Source organism: Lysobacter sp. Root604 (genome assembly GCF_001427505.1).
Lineage (GTDB): Bacteria > Pseudomonadota > Gammaproteobacteria > Xanthomonadales > Xanthomonadaceae > Lysobacter.
Map to the genome: position 1 here is coordinate 1,223,989 of NZ_LMGS01000009.1, position 24,445 is coordinate 1,248,433.

22 protein-coding genes and 1 pseudogene are annotated in these 24,445 nt (G+C 69.6%); 6 read left to right on the top strand and 17 right to left on the bottom strand.

Annotated elements, in window-relative coordinates; translation table 11 throughout:
* Positions 1 to 16: 16 nt before the first annotated feature.
* The 4 genes from ASD69_RS13770 to ASD69_RS13785 form a co-directional block, all read right to left on the bottom strand.
* The gene (locus tag ASD69_RS13770; protein WP_235567216.1) at positions 17 to 2,317 is read right to left on the bottom strand and encodes an FG-GAP-like repeat-containing protein; all 2,301 of its coding nucleotides are present in this window, start codon (positions 2,315 to 2,317) and stop codon (positions 17 to 19) included.
* A 275-nt stretch (positions 2,318 to 2,592) separates the two neighbouring features.
* Positions 2,593 to 3,531 (bottom strand): electron transfer flavoprotein subunit alpha/FixB family protein, encoded by a 939-nt coding sequence (locus ASD69_RS13775; protein ID WP_056178935.1) that lies wholly within the window; start codon positions 3,529 to 3,531, stop codon positions 2,593 to 2,595.
* On the bottom strand, positions 3,531 to 4,277 hold the full coding sequence (locus ASD69_RS13780) for an electron transfer flavoprotein subunit beta/FixA family protein (protein ID WP_056178938.1): 747 nt from the start codon (positions 4,275 to 4,277) through the stop codon (positions 3,531 to 3,533). The genes ASD69_RS13775 and ASD69_RS13780 overlap by 1 nt, the downstream gene beginning before the upstream one ends.
* Positions 4,278 to 4,448: 171 nt before the next feature.
* A complete protein-coding gene (locus ASD69_RS13785) occupies positions 4,449 to 5,261 on the bottom strand; it encodes a D-hexose-6-phosphate mutarotase (protein ID WP_056178942.1) in 813 nt (270 codons plus the stop codon).
* A gap of 134 nt (positions 5,262 to 5,395) precedes the next feature.
* Between ASD69_RS13785 and ASD69_RS13790 the strand changes: the two genes are divergently transcribed.
* Positions 5,396 to 6,808, top strand: coding sequence for a mannose-1-phosphate guanylyltransferase/mannose-6-phosphate isomerase (locus ASD69_RS13790; protein WP_056178946.1), 1,413 nt, complete (start codon positions 5,396 to 5,398; stop codon positions 6,806 to 6,808).
* A 60-nt stretch (positions 6,809 to 6,868) separates the two neighbouring features.
* On the opposite strand, the gene ASD69_RS13795 is transcribed toward ASD69_RS13790, so the two are convergent.
* A complete protein-coding gene (locus tag ASD69_RS13795; protein WP_056178949.1) occupies positions 6,869 to 7,780 on the bottom strand; it encodes a hypothetical protein in 912 nt (303 codons plus the stop codon).
* Between the two features lie 115 nt (positions 7,781 to 7,895).
* Here ASD69_RS13795 and ASD69_RS13800 point away from each other — a divergent pair, with 115 nt between their 5' ends.
* Positions 7,896 to 8,633, top strand: coding sequence for a CoA transferase subunit A (locus ASD69_RS13800; RefSeq protein WP_056178953.1), 738 nt, complete (start codon positions 7,896 to 7,898; stop codon positions 8,631 to 8,633).
* 53 nt (positions 8,634 to 8,686) lie between these two features.
* Complete coding sequence (locus ASD69_RS13805) at positions 8,687 to 9,322, top strand: CoA transferase subunit B (RefSeq protein WP_056178956.1); 636 nt, start codon at positions 8,687 to 8,689, stop codon at positions 9,320 to 9,322.
* An 89-nt stretch (positions 9,323 to 9,411) separates the two neighbouring features.
* On the opposite strand, the gene ASD69_RS13810 is transcribed toward ASD69_RS13805, so the two are convergent.
* Positions 9,412 to 10,707, bottom strand: coding sequence for an alpha/beta hydrolase (locus ASD69_RS13810; protein ID WP_056178959.1), 1,296 nt, complete (start codon positions 10,705 to 10,707; stop codon positions 9,412 to 9,414).
* Between the two features lie 121 nt (positions 10,708 to 10,828).
* On the opposite strand from ASD69_RS13810, the gene ASD69_RS13815 reads away from it, so the two are divergent.
* Positions 10,829 to 12,193: a PLP-dependent aminotransferase family protein gene (locus ASD69_RS13815; protein ID WP_157499198.1), complete on the top strand. Its 1,365-nt coding sequence runs from the start codon at positions 10,829 to 10,831 to the stop codon at positions 12,191 to 12,193.
* A 19-nt stretch (positions 12,194 to 12,212) separates the two neighbouring features.
* Here ASD69_RS13815 and ASD69_RS13820 read toward each other — a convergent pair whose 3' ends face one another.
* Positions 12,213 to 12,845 (bottom strand): hypothetical protein, encoded by a 633-nt coding sequence (locus ASD69_RS13820; RefSeq protein ID WP_056178965.1) that lies wholly within the window; start codon positions 12,843 to 12,845, stop codon positions 12,213 to 12,215.
* An 11-nt stretch (positions 12,846 to 12,856) separates the two neighbouring features.
* Positions 12,857 to 14,488: an electron transfer flavoprotein-ubiquinone oxidoreductase gene (locus ASD69_RS13825; protein WP_056178970.1), complete on the bottom strand. Its 1,632-nt coding sequence runs from the start codon at positions 14,486 to 14,488 to the stop codon at positions 12,857 to 12,859.
* A gap of 158 nt (positions 14,489 to 14,646) precedes the next feature.
* Between ASD69_RS13825 and ASD69_RS13830 the strand changes: the two genes are divergently transcribed.
* Positions 14,647 to 15,384 (top strand): 4'-phosphopantetheinyl transferase superfamily protein, encoded by a 738-nt coding sequence (locus tag ASD69_RS13830; RefSeq protein ID WP_162250657.1) that lies wholly within the window; start codon positions 14,647 to 14,649, stop codon positions 15,382 to 15,384.
* Positions 15,385 to 15,390: 6 nt separating this feature from the next.
* Here the strand turns inward: ASD69_RS13830 and ASD69_RS13835 are convergent, their stop codons facing one another.
* The 5 genes from ASD69_RS13835 to ASD69_RS13855 are packed head-to-tail and all read right to left on the bottom strand — an operon-like array spanning position 15,391 to position 19,877.
* A complete protein-coding gene (locus tag ASD69_RS13835; protein ID WP_056178977.1) occupies positions 15,391 to 16,065 on the bottom strand; it encodes an ABC-type transport auxiliary lipoprotein family protein in 675 nt (224 codons plus the stop codon).
* Positions 16,062 to 16,988: an MlaD family protein gene (locus tag ASD69_RS13840; RefSeq protein WP_056178980.1), complete on the bottom strand. Its 927-nt coding sequence runs from the start codon at positions 16,986 to 16,988 to the stop codon at positions 16,062 to 16,064. The genes ASD69_RS13835 and ASD69_RS13840 overlap by 4 nt, the downstream gene beginning before the upstream one ends.
* Positions 16,989 to 17,034: 46 nt before the next feature.
* A complete protein-coding gene (locus tag ASD69_RS13845; RefSeq protein ID WP_056178984.1) occupies positions 17,035 to 17,907 on the bottom strand; it encodes a CPBP family intramembrane glutamic endopeptidase in 873 nt (290 codons plus the stop codon).
* Between the two features lie 24 nt (positions 17,908 to 17,931).
* Positions 17,932 to 18,765, bottom strand: coding sequence for an ABC transporter ATP-binding protein (locus ASD69_RS13850; RefSeq protein WP_056179938.1), 834 nt, complete (start codon positions 18,763 to 18,765; stop codon positions 17,932 to 17,934).
* Positions 18,759 to 19,877 carry an MlaE family lipid ABC transporter permease subunit gene (locus ASD69_RS13855; RefSeq protein WP_056178987.1) on the bottom strand — a complete coding sequence of 373 codons (1,119 nt, stop codon included), beginning with the start codon at positions 19,875 to 19,877 and terminating at the stop codon, positions 18,759 to 18,761. The genes ASD69_RS13850 and ASD69_RS13855 overlap by 7 nt, the downstream gene beginning before the upstream one ends.
* Positions 19,878 to 20,011: 134 nt before the next feature.
* Here ASD69_RS13855 and ASD69_RS13860 point away from each other — a divergent pair, with 134 nt between their 5' ends.
* Entirely contained in the window at positions 20,012 to 21,283 is a 1,272-nt protein-coding gene (locus ASD69_RS13860; RefSeq protein ID WP_056178990.1) for a threonine/serine exporter family protein, read from the top strand.
* 128 nt (positions 21,284 to 21,411) lie between these two features.
* On the opposite strand, the pseudogene ASD69_RS13865 reads toward ASD69_RS13860, so the two are convergent.
* The 4 genes and pseudogenes from ASD69_RS13865 to ASD69_RS13880 form a co-directional block, all read right to left on the bottom strand.
* A pseudogene (locus ASD69_RS13865) lies at positions 21,412 to 21,786 on the bottom strand (H-NS histone family protein); the annotation flags it as partial.
* 145 nt (positions 21,787 to 21,931) lie between these two features.
* On the bottom strand, positions 21,932 to 23,662 hold the full coding sequence (locus tag ASD69_RS13870) for a proline--tRNA ligase (RefSeq protein WP_056178997.1): 1,731 nt from the start codon (positions 23,660 to 23,662) through the stop codon (positions 21,932 to 21,934).
* Positions 23,663 to 23,733: 71 nt separating this feature from the next.
* Positions 23,734 to 23,997 (bottom strand): DUF4124 domain-containing protein, encoded by a 264-nt coding sequence (locus tag ASD69_RS13875; RefSeq protein WP_056179000.1) that lies wholly within the window; start codon positions 23,995 to 23,997, stop codon positions 23,734 to 23,736.
* Between the two features lie 6 nt (positions 23,998 to 24,003).
* Complete coding sequence (locus ASD69_RS13880) at positions 24,004 to 24,435, bottom strand: DUF4124 domain-containing protein (protein WP_056179004.1); 432 nt, start codon at positions 24,433 to 24,435, stop codon at positions 24,004 to 24,006.
* Between the last annotated feature and the right edge of the window lie 10 nt (positions 24,436 to 24,445).

Consider the following 24,445-nt stretch of genomic DNA (forward strand, 5'->3'; position numbering starts at 1 on the left):
GAGACGCGAGCGTCGGTCAGGGCAACAACGACCAGGCGGTGGAGTAGCCTGCGACGAACGAGGCATCGAAGTTGCCGTCGCCGCGGCTGCGCCACAAGTACATCTGACCGGTGGTGGCATTGGTCCAGATGAGATCGCCGCGGCCGTCGCCGTCCAGATCGCCGGTGGTGGCGATGCGGAACTCGGGCGCCACGCCCTTCACGCCGCTGGACTGCACGCTCGCACCGTTCATCATCCAGTACGCGATCATGGCGTGACCGGAGTGTTCCCAGACCAGATCCGAACGGCCATCGGCGTTCAGATCGGGGGTGCCGACGATGGTCCAGGCGCTGTCGTAACCGCCCAGGGACGGCTTATCGAAATCGCCGTCTGCGCGGCCGCGCCACAGGGTCAGCTGACCCAGGCTCGGATTGGCCAGCACCAGGTCGCCGCGGGTGTCGCCATCGAAGTCGCCGGCGGCGACCACGCGCGCGGCGCCGACCGGGAACACGCGGCTGCCGGTGACGGTGTTGGTGCTCATCAGCCAGTACGCCATCAGGCTCGCGCTGGTGTTCTCCCAGACGATGTCGTCCTTGCCGTCGCCGTTGAGGTCGACCGTCTTCACGACCTTCCATTCGCTGGCGAAACCGCCGATCACCGAGAAGTCGAACTGGCCGTCGCCGCGGCTACGCCACAGCTGCAGCTGGTTGAAGTTGACCCAGAGGACGTCCATGCGGCCGTCGCCATCGAAATCGCCGGTGCCCGCGATGCGCGTGCTGGCCGCCAGCGGGTAGTAGCCGCTGCCGATGTTCGTGGTGTTGTTCATGAACCAGTACGCCATGCCCGGCTGGTTTGCGTTGTACCAGACCAGGTCGGAGTAGCCGTCGCCGTTGATGTCGTTGTGCTTGCGGCTCGGGTTGGGCACCAGCGAAGCGCGGAACTGCGCGATCAGCGGCATCGTGATGTTCAGGCTGCGCGCGTTGTCGGCGGTGGCCGAGCCGGTGGGACGGCCGGTGCCCGGATGGACGACGTTGGGGTTGCCGAAGTACGGGATCGAGAACTGGGTGCTGCTGGCCAGGCGGTAGGCCATGACGGTGTAGAAACCGTTGGTCGCCGCTTCGCGGTAGCCGTAGGAATAGCTGTGCGCGCCTTGACCGCTGCTGTCTTCGGGATTGTGCGCCTGGCCCATGTTGTGGCCGAGCTCGTGCGCCAGCGTTTCCTCGCGGCAGAAGTAGGTCTTGCCGTCGCCTTCGTCGCGGTCCTGGCCGTCGCTGACCACCGAGTAGCCGAAGCCGGCATCGCTGTTGTCGATGGTGCTGCCGCCGCCGCCGAGCAGCCAGGCGATGCCGCAGCCGTCCTGTTCGGGCGTGGTGAACGGACGCACCAGCGACACCAGGTCGGCGCCGACCGCGTCGCGCGCGGCGCGCAGGCCCTGCAGGCCCGCCGGCACCGGCTGCTGGGTGCAGCCGGAGCTGGTGCAGGTGTAACCGGTCAGGGCTTCCAGCGCGGTGTCGTTGCTGTTGGCGTCGGTGTAGTCGACCTGCATGGTGTGCACGAGGCGCACGCGCGGGTTGATCTGGCTGTCCTGGTAGGCCTGGTTGGTGATCGCCATCAGGTTGACCAGGCGCGTGTTGACCTGGGTGGCGCCGCCGTAGCGGGCGACCATGCCGGCGGTGTAGCCCAGCGCCACGTCGACGGTGTTGGCCGCGTTGGCCAGCGTGCCGACCTGGGCCGACGCGGCGTTCGCCGCGGCCTTGGGCGGAATCAGGGTGTCGGACTCGGCCTCGCTGCGCAGGTTGCCGTCGAGCAGCTTGGATGGATCGGCCTGCATGACCCAGGTGCGGCCGTTGAGCGTGGTGATGCGCAGGGCTTCGGTGGCCTTCTGTTCGATCTTGCCGAACACCGCCTTCTCGCCGAAGGTGATGACGGCGCGCAGGCCGTCCTCGGTCTGGCCGATCCAGGTCCAGTTGCCGTCGAGGCTTTCCTCGTGGCGCTGGTAGGCGATGCGCATCGGACGGCCGTCCGGCGTGGTCAGCGAGATCGCGCGACCCGGCACGGTGGCGGCGAGGCCATGCGCCTCGCTCAGCTCGACCGGCAGATACGTGAAGGCGCCGCGCTGTTCGCTGGGCTGCTTGCGGTCGTACTGGATCAGGGCGCCGCGGTCGGGCAGCGCTGCGAAGCCCTGGCCCGGCGCGTGGCCGAATGCGGGGCTCGTGGCCTGGGCGACGGCGCCAGCACCCGTCTTCGCCGAGGCTGTGGCCTTGCGGCCGTCGTCCGATTCGGACGCACAGCCGGCAAGGAACAAAGTAAGGGTCAAAGCTAATATGGAATAACGCATCGTTGCCTCAGCTGGCTGCATCGTTGGTGGCGCCCGGTGGCAAGCATAGCGCCTTAGCTCGGGCCGTCGCATGACCGGGCTCGGGGCGGATCGCGGCTATTTGCTACGCCTATTCCAGTTCCGAAAGCACATGAATGGGGGCGTTCGTGTGCCAGCTACCTGCGTTGTCGCCGATCGCCCGGAAACGGGCCGGCGCCTGTTCCCTGGGAAAACGGCGACCGGCAACGAAAAAGGCCGCCCGAAGGCGGCCTTTCGCGTGTCGCGGCGAGGTCGGTTCAGAGTGCCTTTTCCAGCTCCGGCAACAGCGTGAACAGATCGCCCACCAGGCCGATATCGGCGATCTCGAAGATCGGCGCATCGCCGTCCTTGTTGATCGCGACGATGGTGCCCGCGTCCTTGATGCCGGTCAGGTGCTGGATCGCGCCGCTGATGCCGACCGCGACGTACAGCTCCGGGGCGATGATCTTGCCGGTCTGGCCGACCTGCAGTTCGTTGGGCACGTAGCCGGCATCGACCGCGGCGCGCGAGGCGCCGACCGCGGCACCGAGCTTGTCGGCGAAGTCGTAGATGATCTTGAAGTTGTCGGCCGAACCGACGCCGCGGCCGCCGGAGACGACGCGCTTGGCGCTTTGCAGGTCGGGACGGTCGGACTTGCCGGCGGCCAGGCCGACGAAGCGGGTGTGGCCGGGCAGGGTCGCTTCGACCGTGGCCGCTTCGACCGAAGCGCTGCCGCCCTTGCCGGCTTCCGGCCACGAGGCGGTGCGCACGGTGGCGACCACGGTGTGATCGGCCGGGGCTTCGACGGTGATGATCGCGTTGCCGGCGTAAATCGGACGCTTGAAGGTGTGGCTGGCGTCGACCGCCATCACGTCGGAGACCTGGGCCACGCCGAGCAGGGCCGCGACGCAGGGCATCAGGTCCTTGCCGAAGGTGGTCGAGGGGCCGAACACGTGGCTGTAGCCGGGCGCCAGCGCGGCTACCTGCGGCGCCAGCACTTGCGCAATCGCGTTGGCGTTGGCGGCGTTGCTCACGGTCAGCACGCGCGCGACGCCGGCGATCTGCGCGGCTTCGTTTGCGATGCCGGCCGGGTCGGCGGCCAGTACCACCACGTCGATGGCGTCGGGCTTCAGCGCCTGCGCCGCGGACACGCACTTGGCGGTCGAGGCGTTGAGCTTGCCGCCCAGGTGTTCGGCAACGATCAGAACCTTGCTCATCACAGCAACCCCTTCTGCTTCAGTGCGGCGACCAGTTCGGCCGCGTCCTTGACCATCACGCCACGGCTGCGCTTCGGCGGCGGCGCGTAATGGGTGGTCTTGAGGGTGTCGCCGGTGTCCACGCCGAGGTCGGCGAAGGCGATGGACTCCATCGGCTTGCTCTTGGCCTTCATGATGTCGGGCAGCTTGATGAAGCGCGGCTCGTTGAGGCGCAGGTCGGTGGTGACCACCGCCGGCAGATCGACTTCCAGCGTTTCCAGGCCGGCGTCGACTTCGCGCGTGACCGTGGCTTTGCCGTCGGCGACCTCAAGCTTGGAAGCGAAGGTGGCCTGCGGGCGGCCCCACAAGGTCGCCAGCATCTGGCCGGTCTGGTTGGCGTCGTCGTCGATCGCCTGCTTGCCCAGGATCACCAGGTCCGGCTGTTCCTTCTCGATCAGCTTGAGCAGGGTGCGCGCGGCGGTGAGCGGCTGGATCGGCTGGTCGCTGACGACGTGGATGGCGCGGTTCGCGCCCATCGCCAGGCCGTTGCGCAGATGCGCCTGGGCGTCGGCGGGACCGATCGTGGCGACCACGACCTCGGTCGCGATGCCCTTGTCGCGCAGCCGCAGCGCTTCTTCCAGCGCGATTTCATCGAAGGGATTGGCCGACAGCTTGACGCCATCGGTGACCACGCCGGAACCATCCGGCTTGACCTGAATGCGGACGTTGTAGTCCACCACGCGCTTGTAGCCGACGAGGATCTTCATCGTGCGGGGGTTCCTTGGGGGTGCCCGTTGGGGGGTGCGCGGCCCGGGGGCCGAGAACCGCCAATTCTAGCGGAGACCGTTCGCGGGCGCAGGGGGCGGAACGGCCGGTGGCAGGCGCCGGGCGGCCGAAATGCGCCCAGCGTGCAGGCAACGTGCGCCGATCCGTACGGATTACGCGGCCGGCGTGCGGTCCGCCACGGTCAGGATCTGGCGCCCACGCCAGTCCGCGCCCGGCGCCAGCGACAGCGGCATGGCGACCGCGGCGGCTTCGATGCAGACGAAGCGCGCGTGCTCGCCCGCGCCCAGATCGTCCAGGCTGGCGGCGAGCGCGGCGCCCGGGTTCCAGACCACGGTGTCGGCATAACCTTCGGCGTCGATGCGCAAGCCGCGTTCGCCGTCGAGCAGATGCAGACCGCCGGCGATGTCGGGGTAGAGGCGGTCGAGCTCGCCGTCGAAGCGCAGGTCGTGTTCGCGCTGGACGGCGGAGGCGCCGGCGCGGGTGGCGTCGGCGTAGGCGCGTCCTTCCAATCCTTGAACGCGCGCGCCGGCCAGGTCGTCCACGCCTAGATACGTGTGCAAGGCAGCGGTGAAGGCGAAGGTCTCTGCGCCGGTGTTGCGCACCTGCAGCGCGATCGCCAAGGCATCGGCGCCCAGTTCCACCGTCAACTCGGCCTGGAATGCATAAGGCCACGACGCGCGCGTGTCGGCGTCGTCGCGCAGCACGAAGCGGCCCGCGCCCGCCTGCGACCACTCGCGCACGCGCGCGAAGCCGTGACGCGGGCCGGGCCCGCGGTCGGAGAACTGCGGAAAGATCACCGGCACGCCGCCGCGGATGGCCTGGCCCGGCGCGAAGCGCGCGCGCGGGCTCAGGTACAGGCGCTCGCGGCCGCGGCAGGTCCAGGACAGCAGCTGTCCGCCGTGCAGGGCCACCTGCGCGCTGGCGCCGTCCGGCCCCTGCAGGCGCACCGACGGGGCGCCGTTCACGCCGCCTCCGGGGCCGGACGGCGAGGCTGGGTGACTGCCGCCTGAGCGACGGCCCGTACCGACGCGCCGCCAAGCGGGCGGCGCGCGGCTCCGATCCGGTACCCTTCACGATGTAACCCCAGTGCGGAGTCGAAATGCTTCACCCGGTCATCCTCAGCGGCGGCAGCGGAACCCGATTGTGGCCGCTTTCGCGACAGAACCAACCCAAGCAGTTCCTGTCGCTGATCGGGGACCATTCGCTGTTCCAGGAAACCGTGCTGCGCGCAAGCAAGCTGCCCGATGCGCAGGCCCCGATCACGGTCTGCGCCGACGACCACCGTTTCATGGTCGGCGAGCAGTTGCAGGCGATCGGCGTGCGCAGCGGCGGCATCCTGCTGGAGCCGGTCGCGCGCAGCACCGCGCCGGCGATCGCGGCCGCGGCCCTGCACGCGCTGGTCGGCGACCCCGACGCGCTGCTGCTGGTGCTGCCGGCCGATCATCTGATCGAGGACGAAGCCGCCTTCCGCGACGCCGTGAGCGCGGCGCTGCGGCTGGGCCGCGAGGACTGGCTGGTGGCGTTCGGCATCCGCCCCGATTACGCCGAAACCGGCTACGGCTACATCCTGCGTGGCGACGCGCTGGGCGCGGACGGCTATCGCATCGAGCGCTTCGTCGAGAAGCCCGACCAGGCCACCGCCGAACGCTATCTCGCCGAGGGTACCTACGCCTGGAACTCGGGCATGTTCCTGTTCCGCGCGCGCAGCTATCTGGACGAACTGGCGCGGCTGGCGCCGGCGATCCACGCCGCCGCCCAGGCCGCGTTCGCCAGCGCCGGCACCGACCTGGATTTCCTGCGCCTGGGCCATGACGCGTTCGCGGCCAGTCCCAGCGATTCGATCGACTACGCGGTGATGGAGAAGACCGACCGCGCCGCGGTGGTGCCGGTGAGCTGCGGCTGGAGCGACATCGGCTCCTGGTCCTCGCTGTGGTCGGTGGCCGAGCGCGACGCCGACGGCAACCGCCACGAAGGCGACGTGATTTCGGTCGACACCCGCGACAGCCTGGTGCGCGCGTCCGACCGCCGCATGATCGCGACTCTGGGCGTCGAGGATCTGGTCATCGTCGATACCGCCGACGCCACCCTGGTCGCGCGCAAGGACCGGGTCCAGGACGTCAAGATCATCGTCGACCGCCTCAAGGCCGCCGGCCGCCAGGAACACCTGTTCCACCGCAAGGTCTACCGGCCCTGGGGCAGCTACGATTCGATCGGCGTGGGCGAACGCTTCCAGGTCAAGAAGATCGTGGTCAAGCCCGGCGCCGCGCTCAGTCTGCAGAAGCATCAGCACCGCGCCGAGCATTGGATCGTGGTCTCCGGCGTGGCCGAGGTCACCTGCGACGACAAGGTGTTCGAGCTGCGCGAGAACGAGAGCACCTACATCCCGCGCGGCAGCGTGCACCGCCTGCGCAACCGCGGCAGCGAACCGGTCGAGTTGATCGAAGTGCAGTCCGGCGGCTACCTGGGCGAGGACGACATCGTCCGGCTCGAGGACGTATACGGGCGCTCTTGAGCGTCCGTATACGTCAGGTATGCGTAGCGTTCCTGAGGCGCCCGTGATTCGCGTACGCGCTTAGTTCGTCGCGCCCAGCCGCTCGCGCAGGCGCGCGACGAAACGGTCGGCGCTGCCGTCGGCGTAAGGGAAGAACAGCGACGGCTCGCACAGTTCCAGTTCCAGCAGGCGCGGCGTGCCGTCGGCGTCGCGGATCAGATCCACGCGCGCATAGGCCAGCGGCGCCTCCAGCTTCAGCGCATCGCGCGCGGCCGCCAGCACCGCCTGCGCCAGCGCGTGCTCGTCCTGGCCGGGCTCGCGCGCGACGATCTGTTCGGGCACGAGCGCGGTGCCGTTGCCGCCGTCGTCGGGACGCAACAGCGCGCCCTTGCGGATCGCATGGCTGTAGTCGCCATCGAAATACAGCAGGGCGGTTTCGCCGTCGCGATCGACCGAGGCCAGATAGGGCTGCAGCAGCACGCTGCGGCCGGCGTCGAGCAGGCGCGCGATGTGGTTGGCGGCGGCGAACTCCTGCGAGCGCGCATACCGTTGCGTATCGCGCGAACCGGCACTGACCGTGGGCTTGACCACGAACTCGGCGGCCCCGGCGTGCTCGGCCAGGAAGGCCTGCAGCGCGGGCAGGGGCTCGGCCTCGGGTTCGACGAAGGCGCTGGGCACCACCGCCACGCCGCGCGCGGCCAGGTCGGCCAGGTAGTGCTTGTCGGTGTTCCAGCGCACCACCGGCAAGGGATTGAGCAGACGCGACTGCGCGGCCACGCGCTCGCACCAGGCCAGGAATTCCGGCAGGCGCTCGGTGTAGTCCCAGGGCGAGCGCAGCAGCGCAGCGTCGTAGCGTGTCCAGGCCACGCTGGGGTCGTCCCAGGCGCGCACCTCGGCGGCCAGGCCGGCGCGGGCGCAGGCCTCGATCAGCGGCACCATATCGGTGTCGGTTCCGGTAGCGGCGATGGCGGTGACCAGGGCGATTTTGCTCATGCTTCGAGTCTAACGTCGCCACCCATCCCGGCACGAGTGACCATTGCCCTAAGGTCCGGTGGGGCCGGGCGGGCTGGCGCGCTAAACTGCGCCCATCCCGTACAGGAGTTCCCCCATGGCCGAGGCCATTGCCGCGACGCCCAGCGCCGGCGCCGCGAAGAACAAAGTGTTCCCCAATGCCGACGAAGCGCTGCGCGGACTGGTCGCGGACGGCCAGACCCTGGCGGTCGGCGGCTTCGGCCTGTGCGGCATTCCCGAGGCCCTGATCGCGGCACTGCGCGACAGCGGCGTCAAGGGCCTGACCGCGATTTCCAACAACGCCGGCGTCGACGGTTTCGGCCTGGGTCTGCTGCTGGAAACGCGCCAGATCCGCAAGATGATTTCGTCCTACGTCGGCGAGAACAAGGAATTCGAACGCCAGTTCCTGTCCGGCGAACTCGAGCTCGAGTTCAACCCGCAGGGCACCCTGGCCGAGCGCCTGCGCGCCGGCGGCGCCGGCATTCCGGCGTTCTACACCCGCACCGGCTACGGCACCGTGGTCGCCGACGGCAAGGAGACGCGCGAGTTCGACGGCCACCACTACGTGATGGAAACCGCGCTCAAGGCCGACGTCTCGCTGGTCAAGGCCTGGAAGGCCGACAAGGCCGGCAACCTGGTGTTCCGCAAGACCGCGCGCAACTTCAATCCGGCCTGCGCGATGGCGGGCAAGGTCTGCGTGGCCGAAGTCGAGGAAATCGTCGAGATCGGCGCGATCGATCCCGATCACGTGCACCTGCCCGGCATCTACGTCGATCGCATCGTGCTCAACGCCGCGCCCGAGAAGCGCATCGAGCAGCGCACCGTGCGCGCCTGACGCGCACGCCCCACCGACGACTCGACGCTTACGACTCTTTCAAGGAATTCGACATGGCTTGGACCCGCGATCAAATGGCGCAACGCGCCGCGCAGGAACTCACCGACGGCGCCTACGTCAACCTCGGCATCGGCTTGCCGACGCTGGTGGCCAACTTCATCCCCGAGGGCATGGACGTGTGGCTGCAGTCCGAGAACGGCCTGCTCGGCATCGGCCCGTTCCCGACCGAGGCCGAGGTCGACGCCGACCTCATCAACGCCGGCAAGCAGACTGTGACCGCGCGCGCCGGCGCCAGCTACTTCGGCAGCCACGACAGCTTCGCGATGATCCGCGGCGGCCACATCGACCTGGCGATCCTGGGCGCGATGCAGGTCACCGACAAGGGCGATCTGGCCAACTGGATGGTGCCCGGCAAGATGGTCAAGGGCATGGGCGGGGCGATGGATCTGGTGGCCGGCGTGAAGCGCGTGGTGGTGCTGATGGAGCACAGCGCCAAGAACGGCGAACACAAGATCCTGCCCGAGTGCACCCTGCCGCTGACCGGGCTGGGCGTGGTCAACCGCATCATCACCGAACTGGCGGTGATGGACGTGACCGAGGACGGCCTGGTGCTGGTGGAAAGCGCGCCCGGCGTGAGCGAGGACGAGCTGCGCGAGAAGACCGGCGTGGCGTTCAAGCGCGCCGCCTGAGGCGCGCGTCCGCCGCCTGCGGCGACGCCCCTGAAGCATCGCCACCGGCCACGGACGAAGGCGAAACCGGGCGCTGCGCCCGGTTCGCATCAACGGGATTTGATGAAGTCGCGCATCTGCGGGAAGTAGTCCGCGGGTTGGCGCGTGGACAGGCGGCTGCCGTCGGCGGCCAGTTCGAATTCGTACATGCCGTGCTCGGCATGCGGGAACACAGTGAGGCGGATCGGCGCGCCGGCCTTGGCCAATGCGGTGAGGCGGCGCACGGTCTCCGCGCTGGGCGCGTCGATGTCTTGCGCGCCCAACAGCCACAGCTGCGGCGTGCGCAGATTGCGCAGCACCGGTAGGGCGTCGTAGTCCAGGGACGCGCCCGGAAACAGCGTTGGGCCCACGCTGCGCAGTTCAGCCTCGGGTTTTTCCAGAATGAAGTAGCTGACGTTGCCGCGCACGAACTTGAACCAGGGTTCGGCGCCGTAGCGCTGCTTGATCCGGGCCACCTGCTCGTAGCCTTCGCGGAAATCGCTCTCCAGCACCGCGGCGGTGGCGTCGGCCACCTGCATGGCCTTGGCGACCACGTCGGGGCCGTAGCCGCGACGCGTCATGTCCAATTCGATCGCGGCGCGGTCCTCGTCCAGCGGCGACACCGCCAGGCCGAAACTGACGATCACGAAATCCGCCGGTTCGATCTGCGCCGCCAGCGGCGCCACCCAACCGCCCTGGCTGCCGGCCTGATAACCCATCTTGCCGGCGCGCGCGCCGGCCAGCCGGCGCGCTTCGCGCAAGGCGGCGATCGCGTCGTTGGCCAGGGTGAGGAAGTTCTGGGTGTAGCGCCCGCCGGATGCGCCGGTGCCGCGCTTGTCGTAGACGAAGGCGCCGATGCCTTCGGACGGGAACTGGCGCTGCAGCGCGTAGTAGTCGCGCGCCGAATCGCGTTCGGAGCCGTGCACCAGCACCACGATCGGCACCCGGCTTTTGCCCGGCGGCAGCACCAGACGACCTGACAGGGTTGCGCCGCCGGACTGGAAGCGCGTCTCGGTCACGTCGAACGCGAGCCGCTGGCCTTCGACGCGGTCGAAGGCGATGCGGCCGGCGGCGCAGTCGCGCAAGGCGATCTGGTGGCCATCGGCGCGTTCGGTCCAGCCTCGCGTGCTCGACCAGTCGCCCGGCGCGGCCCAGCTCAATTTGCCGCTGGTGCCGTCCTTCATGCGCCAGCGGTAGTGCGATTCGTCGGACACCGCGATATCGACGTCGCGGCCGTCGCGTAAGCGGTAGCTGCCGATGCAGGCCTTGTCAGTCGGCTCCGCGGCGGACGCGGGCAGCAGGGCGCTCGCGGCCAGCAGCGCGCACAGGGCGAGGCCGCGGCGGAGGAGGGAGGGGGCGTTATCCATGGTCTAGGTCGGGCCGAAGGCAGGGAGAGGGAGCCGCGGCATCACGCCGCAGGTACTTTTTACCCCTGGCGACCAGTACAGTACCGATACACTTTCCGCTCCTGGGGCCGATACGGTGTCCGTGCCTTCCAAGCCTCGCCCGCCCGGCCTGAGCCGGGTCGAAGACTGCGTGCGCTGGGCGCGCCGGCGCATCGAGGGGGAGGTGCTGCGGCCGGGCATGCGCCTGCCTTCGGTGCGCGCGTTGGCGCGCCAACGCGGGGTGTCGCCGTTCACCGTGGTCGAGGCCTACGAACGCCTGGTCGCCGACGGTTATCTGGAAGCGCGCCGCGGTTCGGGGTTCTACGTGCGCGAGCGCGCGGTCGCGGCGCCCGCGTCGGAACCGCCGGTGGGATCGGTGATCGATCTGGATTGGCTGATGCAGAACATGCTCGAAAGCGGCGCCGCGCAGGGGCCGGGACTGGGCGTGCTGCCGGCGTCGTGGCTGGACGGCGCGCAACTGGGCGCGGCGATCCGCGCGCTGGGGCGCGAGGGGCGCTGGCTGGACAGCGGCAAGCCGCACGGCTACGGGCCCTTGCGCTCCCTGTTGCAGCAGCGCCTGGCCGAGCTGGACATCCTGGCCCAGCCCGATCAGATCGTGCTGACCACCGGCGTCGCGCATGCGCTGAATCTGGTGCTCGCGGCCCTGGTCAAACCCGGCGATGCGGTGCTGACCTTGGACCCGTGCTGGTTCGGCGCGCTCGGCATCGTGGCCGCGCACGGCGCGCGCGTGGTCGGCATCGCCTGCGGCGCCGACGGCCCGGATCTGGCCGAGCTGGAACGGCGGATGGCGCAGGAGCGGCCGCGCCTGATGGTGCTGAGCACCGCCGCACGCAATCCGACCGGGCTATCGCTGCCGGAGAGCATCGTGGTGCGCATCCTCGCGCTGGCCGCGCGCCACGACGTGACCGTGTTCGAGGACGACGTCTACGCCGATCTGTGCGGCTCGCGGGTGACGCGCGCGGCGGCGCTGGATCGGCTCGATCGCGTAGTCTATGCCGGCAGTTTCTCCAAGACCTTGGCCGCGAACGTGCGCGTCGGCTACCTGGCCGCCAACGCCGAACTCGCGCGCAAGCTGACCAACGCCAAGATCCTGACCGGCTTCACCACGCCCGAGCTCAACGAGCGGCTGGTGCACAAGCTGCTGGCCGAGCGCCGTTACGACAAGCACGTCGAAGGCCTGCGCGAACGCCTCGCGGGTCAGCGCGAGCTGGCGAAACGGATGTTCGCGGCCGAAGGTGTGGAGATCCTCGGCGACCCGGCCGACGGCATGTTCCTGTGGGCGAACATGCGCGCCGACACCAATCGACTGGCGGTGCGCTGCCGCGAGCAGGGCATCCTGATCGCGCCGGGCAGTCTGTTCACGGCGCAGCAGGCGCCGAGCACCTGGATGCGGTTCAACGTCACCGCGCAGGTGGACAAACGCATGCGTGATTTGTTGTTCGCTTGAGGCGGGACAGTAGGAAGGCTCAGTCGCCGCTGGGCGGCAATGGGAACTTCGCTTGAATCGCAGCCTTGAGTGCCTGGTGGGCGGGTGAGTTGCAATGCTGCCTCGACAGCGTATAGCGACCTCGCACGCACGACTGCATGATGTTGCCGCCGCTGACGCATACCGATGTGCGTAGCTGCGGCGTGCGCCACAAGGTTGGGTCTTGCCAGGTGCGCCGTATGCCTTCTAGTTCTTTCGTGTCCGCATGGAACAACCGGCGAGCATGCATTCTGAGAGGCTGTTCGCCCATCAATCCGCGCGACTCCAGCTCGATGGCGATCGACGCATTCGAGTCGCGGATACTGAAATCGGCACGGTAGTAGGGTTTGAACCCGCCCGGATCGAAGAGCGCGACGTATCGCTCTTCGTCCTGCGCATGGTCCTCGCGCCCGCAGATGTGCGGCAGCTCGCCGAGCATCGGACTGGCTGCCAACAGTGCGCCTCTAGCGTTTGCGCCGCCGTCGAACTCGCTTTCGGGCGGCATGGAAAGCCATGCTGCCCGAGCTGGCGAAGGGGGCGCGACTTGTAGGCTAGCCCAGACCGCCGTGGCCAGAATCGCCACGATGGCGAGCGCACCGGTCGTTACCAGGATGCGCTCGGCCCGGATCGCCATGAGGTTGGGCCTTAAAGATTCTGGTAATTCGGCCCCGAGCCGCCTTCCGGCGTGACCCAGGTGATGATCTCGTAGGGGTCCTTGATGTCGCAGGTCTTGCAGTGCACGCAGTTGGCGGCGTTGATCTGCAGGCGCTTGCCCTCGGCGTCTTCGACGATCTCGTAGACGCCTGCGGGGCAGAAGCGGGTACAGGGGTTGCCGTATTCCTCGGCGCAGCGGGTCACGCAGATCGAGGTGTCGGCGACCTTGAGGTGCACCGGCTGGTCTTCGTCGTGTTCGGTGGCGGCGAAGTAGACGCCGGCCAGGCGGTCGCGCGGCGCCAGGCTGCGGTCGACGTAGTCGCGCTTGGGCTTTTCGGCCTCGTCGAGTTTCTGCAGCGAGGACCAGTCGGGCTTGTTCTTCAGCGTCCACGGCGACAGCCCGCCGGTGACGGTTTCCCAGGCCGCGTTGAGCATGCCGAACCACAGGCCGCGCTTGAACCCGGGCTTGATGTTGCGGACTTTCTTGAGCTCGTCCATCGCCGGCGAGGCGCGCAGCTTGGCGTCGTAACCTTCCGGCGCCAGTTCGGACGCGGCCAGGTGTTCGGCGGCGAGCATGCCGCTGCGGATCGCCTGATGCGTGCCCTTGATCTTGGGCACGTTGAGCAGGCCGGCGGTGTCGCCGATCAGCAGCGCGCCCGGCATCTCGACCTTGGGCAGCGACTGCCAGCCGCCGGTGACGATCGCGCGCGCGCCGGCCGAGACCAGGTTGCCGCCTTCCAGCAGGGGCTTCACCGTCGGGTGGTTCTTCCACTGCTGGAAGGCTTCCCAGGGCTTGTAGTCGGGGTCGCGGTAGTCGAGGCCGCTGACGTAGCCCAGGGCGATGCGGCCCTTGTCCAGGTGATACAGGAAGCTGCCGCCGTAGGTGTGGTTGTCGGCCGGCCAGCCGAAGCTATGCACGACCTTGCCCGGGGTGACCCGGTCTTCCGGCACCTGCCACAGTTCCTTGATGCCGATCGAATAGCCCTGCGGGTCGCTGTCCGCGTCCAGGCCGAAGCGCTTGATCAGGCGCTTGGTCAGGTGGCCGCGCGCGCCCTCGGCGAACACGGTGACCTTGGCGCGGATGTCGATGCCGGCGGTGTAACCGGGCTTGTGCGACCCGTCCTTGGCCACGCCCATGTCGCCGATGCGCACACCGGCCACGCGGCCGTCGGCGTCGTGCAGGGTCTCGGAGGCGGCGAAGCCGGCGTAGATTTCCACGCCCAGCGCTTCGGCCTGCGGCGCCAGCCAGGCGCAGGTCGCGCCCAGGCTCACGATCACGTTGCCGTGGTGATTGTTCATGCCCGGCGGCACCGGCAGACGGCGCCCGCCGTCCTTGCTCAGCAGCCAGAACTCGTCCTGGGTGACCGGCACGCAGATCGGCGGCGGGTTGTCGCGCCAGTTCGGCAGCAGCGCGTCCAGCGGGCCGGTCTCGATCACCGCGCCGGACAGGATGTGGGCGCCGATGGTGCTGGACTTCTCGATCACGCAGACCGAGAGCTCCGGGTTGATCTGCTTGAGGCGGATCGCGAACGACAAGCCGGCCGGACCGGCGCCGACGGTGACGACGTCGTACTCCATGACGTCGCGCTCGACCTCGGCGGGGTTGGGGCTGTGTTCGCTCATGCTGGCTCTCCGCTTGCTGAGGCTGGAATTGTCGCGGGTTTGGGCCCCGAGCTCAAAGTCGGCCCGCGAACGCGGCGGCGACGGTATGCTCGACGCCGCCTCCCTTTGGCCCTGCGCGTATGACCGGCCCCGCCTCTCCACCCGCGAAGGACGCGCGCGTGCCCGCCGGGCCGCGCCTGTTCCTGGCCGAGGTCGATGCCGCCTACGACGCCGTCTACGAGGCCCAACTGGGCCTGCTGGACGAGGACGAGCGCGCGCGCCTGGCGCGTCTGCGCCTGGTGCCGGTGCGGCGCGAGGCCCTGGCCGCGCGCTTGTTGTTGCGCCACGCGCTGTCGGCCTGCCAACCGCGGCCGCCGCAGGACTGGCGCTACCTGCGCGGCGTCTACGGGCGCCCGCGCGTGGCGGATGCGCCGGAACTGAGTTTCAGCCTGTCGCATTGCGCCGGCCTGGTCGGCTGCCTGGTCGCGCCGGGCGGCCGCGTGGGTCTGGACCTGGAACCCTGCGCGCGCGCCACCGAGGAACTGTGGAACGCGCGCACGCTGGCGCCGCAGGAACTGGACGAGTTGCTGGCGCAGGCGCCCGAGCGGCGCGACGCCGCGTTCCTGCGCAGTTGGACGCTGAAGGAGGCCTATGCCAAGGCCGGCGGCCGCGGCCTGCGCCTGCCGTTCGATCGCATCGCGTTCGCGCGCGCGGGCGACGGCGCGCCGCGATTGCAGCGCGATCGCGCCGAAGCGCCGGCATGGCGGTTCTGGAGTTTCCGGCTGGACGCCGCGCATGTCGGCGCGATCGCCCTGCGCAGCCGCCGCGTCGCCGCGCAGGCGATCGCGATCGAAACCGTGCCGGCCTTGCCCTATCGCGGCGCCGGCCGCGTGCTGCGGCCGGCCGACCCGTTCTGAGCGCGGTCAGCGGCGCGTGCTGCGCGGGTGCTCGGCCTGTTCGTGGGCGTTGCCGCTGGTCAAGATCCAGCCGCCGAGGTCGCGGGTGATCGCGGCCAGGGCGCCGTCGAAGGCGGCGACCACGTCCGGCACCGCGGTGGTGGACGCGCGTTGGCTCTGCACGAAGGTGCGCGCGGCGGCGATCTTCTGGTCGCTGTTGTGCAGCAGCTTGGCGCTGACTTCGATGGTCGCCGAGGGCAGGGCCTGGCCGTTGTAGTCGGATTCGAAGCGGCGCAGGTCCAGCACCAGCTTGTAGTCGGCGGCTACGCCGCTGCCCTGGCGCGCGACCGCGTCGATCCGGCCGGAGTCTTCCAGCGCGCGCAGCAGCGCGTCCTGCAGCATCTCGCCGGGCGGCTTGGCCCAACCGGCGCCCTTGTAGACCTGCATCTCGTTCGGGCTGGGGCGCACCGCGATGCGCAGGCTGTCGATCATGCGCGCCGAGGTCGGCGGCGTCAGCGACAGCTGCCAGTCGGCGTTGGGCCAGGCGGCGTCGGCCTGCACGCGCGGATCGGGCGCGTACAGGGTGGAGCGCTCCTTGGGCTTTTCGCCCAGGATCGAGCACGCGCTCAGGCTCAACAGCAGGCTCAGGCCGGCGGCGCGGCGCAGCAGCGCGTAAGGGCGGGGCAGGGGGCGAGAGGTCATTGCGGCTCGAACTCCTTCTGGGCGTCGCGGCCGAGCAGGTAACGGGTCGGGTTGCTGTCGATGCGGTCGCTGATGCGGCGCAGGTCGCGCACCAGCACGCGCAACTCGGCCAGGGTCGGGCCGAGCTGCGCGAGGCCGTCGTTGGCGAAGCTGCTGATCGCGGCGCGGTTGTCGTTGAGGATGCCGTTGGCGCCGTTGGCGGCCGAGTCCAGGCGGGTCAGGGTGCTGTCGAGCTTGGAGATCAGCCCGGGCAGCTTGGCGACCAGTTCGCGGTCGACGTTCTTGACCGCCTGATTGGTGGTGTCCAGGGTGGCCGACAGCTGTTCGCTGGACTTGCGCGCGTTGACGATGAGCAGGCGCAGGTCGTCGCGCTGGTCGGCGATCGAGCCGGTCATGGCCTCGATGTTGGACAGCGTGTTCGACACCCGCTTGACGTTCTCGTCGCTGAGCACCTGGTCCAGGCGCGCGACCAGGCGGTTGGCGGTGTCGGCGATGTTCTGCAGCGCCGAGGCCTCGGTCTGGATCACCGGGATTTCGCGGCGGTCGACGTCGGCCAGGGCCGGGCTGCCGGGGCTGCCGCCGGTGAGCTGGATGATCGGGCTGCCGGTGATGCCGGTCAGCGACAGCTTGGCGCGGGTGTCGGCCTTGATCGGCGCGTCGGCCTGCAGGCGCAGCTGCGCGATCACCCGGCGCGGGTCGTCCGGTGCGAGCCGCAGCAGCTTCACCGTGCCCACCGAGATGCCGTTGTATTGCACGGTGCTGCCCTCCGACAGGCCGGTCACCGGTTCGTTGAAGATCACCGCGTACTCGCGCCAGCTCTTCTCGGACGAGTACTTGGCGGCCCACAGCGCGAACAACAGCAGGAACAGCGTCGCGATGATCGTGAACGCACCGATGAGGACGTAATTGGCCTTGGTTTCCATCAGGCACCTGAGACGATGAGGCCCGGCGGGCGGTCCGTGACGGACATCATGCCAGCACGGGGTAAGTGAACGTGGTGAAGTGGACCAGGTTGAGTCCGAAATGGGTCAGCATCGCGGCCTGCAATCCGCCGCGGCGGTAGGCCAGGCCGTAGCCGGCGCCGGCCACGCCGGCCAGCAGCGCCCAGGCCCAGCCGCCGGCCAGATGGATCAGGCCGAAGGCGAGCGCGGCGACCGCGATCGCGGCCGCGTCGCCCCAGCGCCGCTCGCGCCAGTGCCGGCTCAGGCCTTCCTGCAGATAGCCGCGGAACAGCGCCTCCTCGGCCAGCGTCACCAGCAGCAGGTTGTTGAGCGCCCACAGCAGCCCCCAGCTCGGCCACTTCGGCGCCCAGGCGATTTGGCCCAGCGCGCAGGCCAGGCCCAGGCACACAAGCGTCACGGCAAGGCAGGCCGGTAGCGCGGCCTTGAGCCAGTCGGCGAGCGGCCGCTCGCGCTGCACCCCGGCCCAGACCAGCACCAGCCAGAAACCGACCAGGGGCTTGTCGAGATTGAGGTACATGCTGAATTCGATCGCGTCGGCGGTGATCCGGGTCGGCGCGATCGCGAGCGGATTGTGGAATCCAGGCGCCACATGGAAGCCCAATGCCAGCGCGACCACCACAAAAAGTACATGCCCGCCGATGCGCGTCGCTTTCGCGCGCGCCGCGCCCACCATCCAGCCGGCCAAGGCCAGCAGGGCCAGCGCGATCAGCGCGCGGATATCGAGCTGGCCCAGCGCGAAGCCGGCCACGCCGGCGATCGCCAACAGGGCCAGGCTGGCGATGCGCGCGCGGGGCCACCACAGCAGCAGCGAGGCCAGCGCGAGCGCGGCCCAGGGCAGGTGGTCGACGGCGGCGAGCGCGGGCGAGAGGGCGGAAAGCAAACCGGGGCGTCCTTGCGTGCGGCGTCAGCGTTCGGTCGCCGCGTAGTTGTCGCGCGCGACCTGGGCGGCGCGCGCGCGCGGGCCGTGGAAGTACTCGTGCGCCCAGGGGTGGTCGAGCTTCTCGATCTCGGCCATCGGCGCGCAGGCGATCACCTTGCGGTCGGCGAGCACGGCGATGCGGTCGCAGATCGCGTACAGGGTGTCCAGGTCGTGGGTGATCAGGAACACGGTCAGCCCCAGCGCCTGCTGCAGGGTGCGGATCAGGCGGTCGAACGCGGCCGCGCCGATCGGGTCCAGGCCGGCGGTGGGTTCGTCCAGGAACAGCAGCGGTGGGTCCAGCGCCAGCGCGCGCGCCAGGCCGGCGCGCTTGCGCATGCCGCCGGACAGCTGCGAGGGCAGCTTGTTGATCGCGTCGGCGGGCAGGCCGGCCAGCTTGACCTTGAGCAGCGCCAGTTCGTAGCGCAGCGAGTCGGGCAGGTCGCTGTGGTACTCCTTCAGCGGCACCTGCACGTTTTCGCCCACGGTCAGCGACGAGAACAGCGCGCCGTCCTGGAACAGCACGCCGGTGTTGCGCTCGATCTCGCGCCGGCGCGCCGGGTCCTCGCTGCGCGCGTCGATGCCCAGCACCTCGATGCTGCCCTCGTCGGGGCGGCGCAGGGCCAGGATGGAGCGCATCAGCACCGATTTGCCGGTGCCCGAGCCGCCGACCACGCCCAGGATCTCGCCCGCTTTCACGTCCAGGTCCAGGCCGTCGTGCACGGTCTGTTCGCCGAAGCGATTGACCAGGCCGCGCACGCGGATGATCGGCGTGTCGGCGTCGATATGGTCGCGCGGATCGTCGAGGGGCTCGCTCAAAATCCGACCTCCATGAACCAGATCGCGGCGAAGGCGTCGATGATGATCACCAGCGAGATCGCCTGGACCACGCTGGAGGTGGTGCGCTCGCCCACCGACTGCGCGGTGCCTTCGACCTGCAGGCCTTCCAGACAACCGATCAGGCTGATCAGCAGGGCGAAGATCGGGGCCTTGGACAGGCCGACCAGGAAATGGCGCAGCTCCATGGTCTCGTGCATGCGCGCCAGGTACTGCTGGGGCGGGATGTCGAGGTTGTAGGCGCCCACGGTGAGGCCGCCGAGCAGGCCGAAGATCATCGCCACGAAGGTCAGCAGCGGCAGCATCACCAGCAGCGCCAGCACGCGCGGGATCACCAGCAGGTCGATCGGGTCCATGCCCAGGGTGCGGATCGCGTCGACTTCCTCGCGGCTGACCATGGCGCCGATCTGGGCGGTGAAGGCGCTGGCGGTGCGGCCGGCCAGCACGATCGCGGTCAGCAGCACGCCGAATTCGCGCAGGAACGAGATGCTGACCAGCTCGACCACGAAGATGGTGGCGCCGAAGTCGCGCAGGATGGTCGCGCCCAGGAACGCCACCACCGCGCCGACCAGGAAACACAGCAGCGCGATCAGCGGCACCGCGTCCAGACCGACCTGTTCCATGTGGTGCACGGTCGCGGTCGGGCGGAAGCGGCCCGGGTCCTTGAACAGGCGCAGGATCTTCATCAGCGTTTCGCCGAAGAAGGCGATCAGCGCCAGCACTTCCTTCCAGTTGTCGGTGACCGCGTAGCCCAGGCGCGCGAGCGCGGCGTAGACGCCGTACTCGCGCTTCTTCTTGGGGCGCTCGTCGGCGACGTCCTCGATCGCGCTGACCAGGGCGCGGTGGTTGTCGTGGAAGTCGAAGCCGTCGAAATCCAGCTCGCGCCGGCGCGCGAAGCGCATCAGCTGCAGCACGCCCACCGAGTCCAGGCGCTCGACCGCGCTGGCGTCGATCGTGGTCGCGTCCTGCGGCGCGCCGTGCAGCGCGGCCGAGATCGCGTTGGCGTTCTCCAGCGTCCAGCGGCCGGATAGCCGCAACCGCGACGGCGTCTGGGCGTCGGCGGCGATCTGCGGCGTGTGCGTGGACGGTGCGGTCATAGGCTCTCCGGCGGAGGATACAGGCTAGGAACGACGAGGTGAGGGCGGCGTGCGCATGCGCGGACCGTCCGCGGGCTGACTCGACGTGCGGTCGCGCTGCCCATGCGGCACGTCCGCATGCGATGCTTTCGCGCATGTCGACACCCGATTCCTCGAGCGCGCCGCCCGCCCCGCTGAGCGCGACCAGCTATGCCGCGCGTATCGGCTTCGTGGTCGAACTGGCCGAGCGCCTGCACGCCTATGGCACCACCGCGCAGCGCCTGGAAGGCGCGGTGTCGGCGGTGGCCCAGCGGCTGCGCCTGGAGTGCGAGCCCTGGTCGAATCCGACCGGCCTGATCCTGACCTTCAGCGACCCCCACCGCCCGCCCGGCGAAAGCGACACCACCCGCGTGATCCGGATGCCGCCGGGCGAAAACGACCTCTACAAGCTCAGCGAGACCGACCGCATCGCCGAGGACGTGATGGCGGGGCGCCTGGACCTGGCCGCCGGCCATGCCGCGCTGCAGGCCCTGGACCGTCCGCGCACCGCGCGCTGGCGCGCGATGCAGGTGCTGGCCTTCGGCCTGGCCGCGGCGGCGGTCGGCGGCCTGCTGCGGCTGCCCTGGCCGGACATCGCCGTGGCCGGCGTGAACGGCCTGCTGATCGGCGTGCTGATCGACTGGTCGAGCGCGCGGCCGCGCTTCAAGGAGGCGGTGGAGGCGGTCGCCGGCATGGTCGCGGCCATGGTCGCGGTGCTGGTGGCCAGTTTCCTGGTGCCCTTGAATCAGAACACGGTCATCATCGCTTCGCTGATCGTGCTGCTGCCCGGCATGGCGCTGACCAATGCGGTCAACGAACTCACCAGCCAGCATCTGGTGTCGGGCACGGCGCGCTTCGCCGGCGCGCTGACCACGGTGGTCAAGCTGGCGGTCGGCACCATCATCGCGCTGTACCTGGGCGACCTGGTCGGCCTGACCCCGGCGATCCAGGCTTCGCGTCCGCAGCCGGCCTGGGTGGAGTGGTGCGGCCTGGCGGTGGCTTCGTACGCGTTCGCTGTGCTGTTCCGCGCCCATCGCTCCGATTATCCGAAAGTGATGGCGGCCGCCGCCTGCGGTTATCTGATCTCGCGTTTCGCCGGCGAAGCCTGGGGCAGCCCGGCCGGTATCTTCCTGGCCGCGCTGGCGCTGACCGCGGCCGGCAACGCCTACGCGCGCTGGGGCAACCGGCCCGGCGCGATCGTGCGCGTGCCCGGCATCATCATGCTGGTGCCGGGCAGCGTGAGCCTGCGCGGCCTGCTGACCCTGATCCAGCAGCAGGACATGGAAGTCGGCCAGGATGCGGTGCTGGCGGTGATCAATATCCTGCTGGCCCTGATCGCCGGCCTGCTGTTCGGCAACCTGCTGTTGCCGGCGCGGCGGAATCTGTGAGGAGCCGGGAGTGGGGATTCGAGATTCGAGATTCGAAAGAGCCTGAAGCGGCTACTAATCCCGAATAACCAATCCCGAATCCCGCAGCAAAAAAGCCGGCGTTAAGCCGGCTTTTTAATGAGTTACTTGATCAGGAACTCGTCGAGCTTGCGGCCGTTGCCGGTGTAGGCGGCCAGCCAGCGCGGCTGCTTGCCGCGACCGGTCCAGGTTTCGCCGGTGTTGGCCGGGTTGCGGTACTTCGGCGCGACCTTGCCCAGCGGCTTGCGGGTCTTGCGCGCGGCCGCGGCCGCCGGCTTGGCGGCCTTGGCGCGCGCGCTGGGGGCGCTGGCGCCGTTGCCGAACAGCTCGGCGATATCGTAGCCCTCGGCCTTGGCGAGCTGGCTCAGCTTCTTGCGCACGGCCGCGATCGGCTTGCGCTTGCTCAGCGTGGTCTTGCGCTTCTTGGCCTGCGAGATCAGCGATTCGAGTTCTTTCGCGGACAACGAGTTCAGATCGATCGACATGGGGGACTCCGGTGGGAATATCGGTGGGGATTATCGGCCGGTCCATGGCGTGCCGGCCCATATTAATGGTCCGGCGCGACGGAAGTAAATCTCCCGGGGTTTTCCGGGAGATTCTAGGTCGGATAATCCCGCGCGGTCGGCGGGCTCAGACGGCCGCGGTCGGGCCGGCAAGCAGACGCGCGAACAGGCGCTCGCGGTCGAGGTTTTCGGCCTCGGCGGCGCGGCGCTGGCGATACTCGTAGGTGCCGGCGGCCAGGCCGCGCTCGGACACCACGATGCGGTGCGGAATGCCGATCAGCTCCATGTCCGCGAACATCGCGCCCGGGCGCAGGCCGCGGTCGTCCAGCGCGGTTTCGATGCCGGCCGCGTTGAGGTCGCGGTACAGCGCCGTCGCCGCCTCGGTCACGCCGGCATCGTTCTTGGGATTGATCACGCACACCACCGCCGCCCACGGCGCCATCGCCTCGGGCCAGCAGATGCCGGCCGCGTCGTGGTTCTGCTCGATCGCGGCGGCGACGATGCGCGACACGCCGATGCCGTAGCAACCCATCGCCGGGATCGCGGCCTTGCCGGTCTCGTCGAGCACGCTGAGCTTCATCGCCTCGGCGTACTTGCGGCCGAGCTGGAACACGTGCCCGACCTCGATGCCGCGGCCGATCCGCAGCGTGCCCTTGCCGTCGGGCGAAGGGTCGCCTTCGACCGCGTTGCGCACGTCGGCGACTTCGTCGGGCTCGGCCAGATCGCGGCCCCAGTTGACGCCGGCCAGGTGGTAGCCGTTTTCGTTGGCGCCGACCACGAAGTCGGCCATGGCGGCGACGCTGCGGTCGGCGACCACGCGGATTTTCTTCGGCGGCGCGACCGGGCCGAGGAAGCCGGGATTCGCGCCCAGGTGCTCGAGTATCTCGGCCTCGCTGGCCAGGCGGTATTCGCCCAGGCCGGCGAGCTTGCGCAGTTTGATTTCGTTGACCACGTGGTCGCCGCGCACCAGCACCAGCGCGAACTGGGCCTGGCCGTCGGCATCCGCGCCGATGATCGCAACCGACTTGACCGTGCGCTCCAGCCCGATACCCATCAGCGCGGCCACGTCCTCGCAGGTCTTCTGGGTCGGCGTATCGACCTTGCGCAGCGTCTCGGTCGCCGCGGCGCGCGCGCCGGGCGCCAGCGCCTCGGCCAGCTCGACGTTGGCGGCGTAGTCGGAGCCGTCCGAGAACGCGATCGCGTCCTCGCCCGAATCGGCGACCACATGGAACTCGTGCGAGGCGCTGCCGCCGATCGCGCCGGTATCGGCGAACACCGCGCGGAACTGCAGGCCCAGGCGGGTGAAGACGCGGCCGTAGGCGTCGTACATGTTGCGGTACTCGCGGCCCAGGTCCTCATCGCTGAGATGGAAGGAGTAGGCGTCCTTCATCAGGAACTCGCGCGCGCGCATCACGCCGAAACGCGGGCGGATCTCGTCGCGGAACTTGGTCTGGACCTGATAGAAGTTGACCGGCAGCTGCTTGTAGCTGGACAGCTCGTTGCGCGCGAAGTCGGTGATGACCTCCTCGGCGGTGGGCGCGTAGCAGTACTCGGCCTCCTTGCGGTCCTTGAGCTTGAGCAGCTGGCCGCCGAACTTCTCCCAGCGCCCGGTTTCCTCCCACAGCTCGCGCGGCTGCACGGTCGGCATCAGCACCTCGATCGCGCCGGCGGCGTCCATTTCCTCGCGCACCGCGCGCTCGACCTTGCGCAGTACGCGCAAGCCCAGCGGCGACCAGGTGTACAGGCCGGCGGCGAGCTTGCGGATCATGCCGGCCTTGAGCATCAGCTTATGGCTGACGATTTCGGCCTCGGCGGGGGTTTCCTTGCTGGTATGAAGATGGAACTGCGACAGACGCATCGGCGGGAATTCGAAACCGGAGGGGAACCCCCATTCTGCCGTGCGCGCGGGCGTCGCGCGAATGGCGGGCCTCAGTCGCGGTCGCCGTGGACTTCGATGCCGGCCTGCGGCTGGCGCGCCACGCGCTCGTACGGGCGCCCCTTGGGCGGCCGTTCGCCGACGTGGAGCTGGCCGGAGGCGTCGCGCCAGCGGTACAGCGGCGGGTCGGCGGATTCGGCGCGGGCCCGCGCATCGGCCTGGGCCCGGCGGCCCGGGGCCGGCTCGTCCTGAGCGGCCCACCAGGCCAAGCCAGCGCCGAGCGCGATGCCCGCGACGATGGCCCAGCCCAGTTTCATCCCGGGTTACAGCTGCGGGGCGGCGGCCGCGACGGCCGGCTTGCAGTAGGCGGCGATCGAGGCCTCGGCCAGCTTGACCTGGGCGGCGCGCTGCTCCGGGGTGAAGGCGGAATCGGCCTTGCCGTCCTTGTCGGTGTCCAGACCGATCGGGGCGTTGCTCTGCAGCTGCTTGAGATTGCTGCGCGCGGTGGTGCATTCCGCGCTTTCGCTGGGCTTGGCCTGGGTCACCGAGGGCGCGCCGGTCTTGTGCTGGATCTGGCGGCCCTTGACGTTGCTCTGGTTGGGCGGCGGCGAATCGGAGTAGTGGGTGACGCCGTTGGCGTCCTTCCACTGGTAGACCTCGCCCGCGGCGGCTGGCAGGGCCAGCGCCAGCAGGGCGGCGGCCAGCCACGCGTGGCGCGACGGACGGGGGGGGGGAATGCGGGTCGGGCAGGGCATGGTCGGCTCC

Excerpts from the sequence above, each read along its gene's own strand:
- ASD69_RS13770 (WP_235567216.1), bottom strand. The coding sequence starts at position 2,317 with ATGCGTTATTCCATATTAGCTTTGACCCTTACTTTGTTCCTTGCCGGC.
- ASD69_RS13775 (WP_056178935.1), bottom strand. The coding sequence starts at position 3,531 with ATGAGCAAGGTTCTGATCGTTGCCGAACACCTGGGCGGCAAGCTCAAC.
- ASD69_RS13780 (WP_056178938.1), bottom strand. The coding sequence starts at position 4,277 with ATGAAGATCCTCGTCGGCTACAAGCGCGTGGTGGACTACAACGTCCGC.
- ASD69_RS13790 (WP_056178946.1), top strand. The coding sequence starts at position 5,396 with ATGCTTCACCCGGTCATCCTCAGCGGCGGCAGCGGAACCCGATTGTGG.
- ASD69_RS13795 (WP_056178949.1), bottom strand. The coding sequence starts at position 7,780 with ATGAGCAAAATCGCCCTGGTCACCGCCATCGCCGCTACCGGAACCGAC.
- ASD69_RS13800 (WP_056178953.1), top strand. The coding sequence starts at position 7,896 with ATGGCCGAGGCCATTGCCGCGACGCCCAGCGCCGGCGCCGCGAAGAAC.
- ASD69_RS13805 (WP_056178956.1), top strand. The coding sequence starts at position 8,687 with ATGGCTTGGACCCGCGATCAAATGGCGCAACGCGCCGCGCAGGAACTC.
- ASD69_RS13810 (WP_056178959.1), bottom strand. The coding sequence starts at position 10,707 with ATGGATAACGCCCCCTCCCTCCTCCGCCGCGGCCTCGCCCTGTGCGCG.
- ASD69_RS13820 (WP_056178965.1), bottom strand. The coding sequence starts at position 12,845 with ATGGCGATCCGGGCCGAGCGCATCCTGGTAACGACCGGTGCGCTCGCC.
- ASD69_RS13825 (WP_056178970.1), bottom strand. The coding sequence starts at position 14,488 with ATGAGCGAACACAGCCCCAACCCCGCCGAGGTCGAGCGCGACGTCATG.
- ASD69_RS13835 (WP_056178977.1), bottom strand. The coding sequence starts at position 16,065 with ATGACCTCTCGCCCCCTGCCCCGCCCTTACGCGCTGCTGCGCCGCGCC.
- ASD69_RS13840 (WP_056178980.1), bottom strand. The coding sequence starts at position 16,988 with ATGGAAACCAAGGCCAATTACGTCCTCATCGGTGCGTTCACGATCATC.
- ASD69_RS13855 (WP_056178987.1), bottom strand. The coding sequence starts at position 19,877 with ATGACCGCACCGTCCACGCACACGCCGCAGATCGCCGCCGACGCCCAG.
- ASD69_RS13860 (WP_056178990.1), top strand. The coding sequence starts at position 20,012 with ATGTCGACACCCGATTCCTCGAGCGCGCCGCCCGCCCCGCTGAGCGCG.
- ASD69_RS13870 (WP_056178997.1), bottom strand. The coding sequence starts at position 23,662 with ATGCGTCTGTCGCAGTTCCATCTTCATACCAGCAAGGAAACCCCCGCC.
- ASD69_RS13875 (WP_056179000.1), bottom strand. The coding sequence starts at position 23,997 with ATGAAACTGGGCTGGGCCATCGTCGCGGGCATCGCGCTCGGCGCTGGC.
- ASD69_RS13880 (WP_056179004.1), bottom strand. The coding sequence starts at position 24,435 with ATGCCCTGCCCGACCCGCATTCCCCCCCCCCGTCCGTCGCGCCACGCG.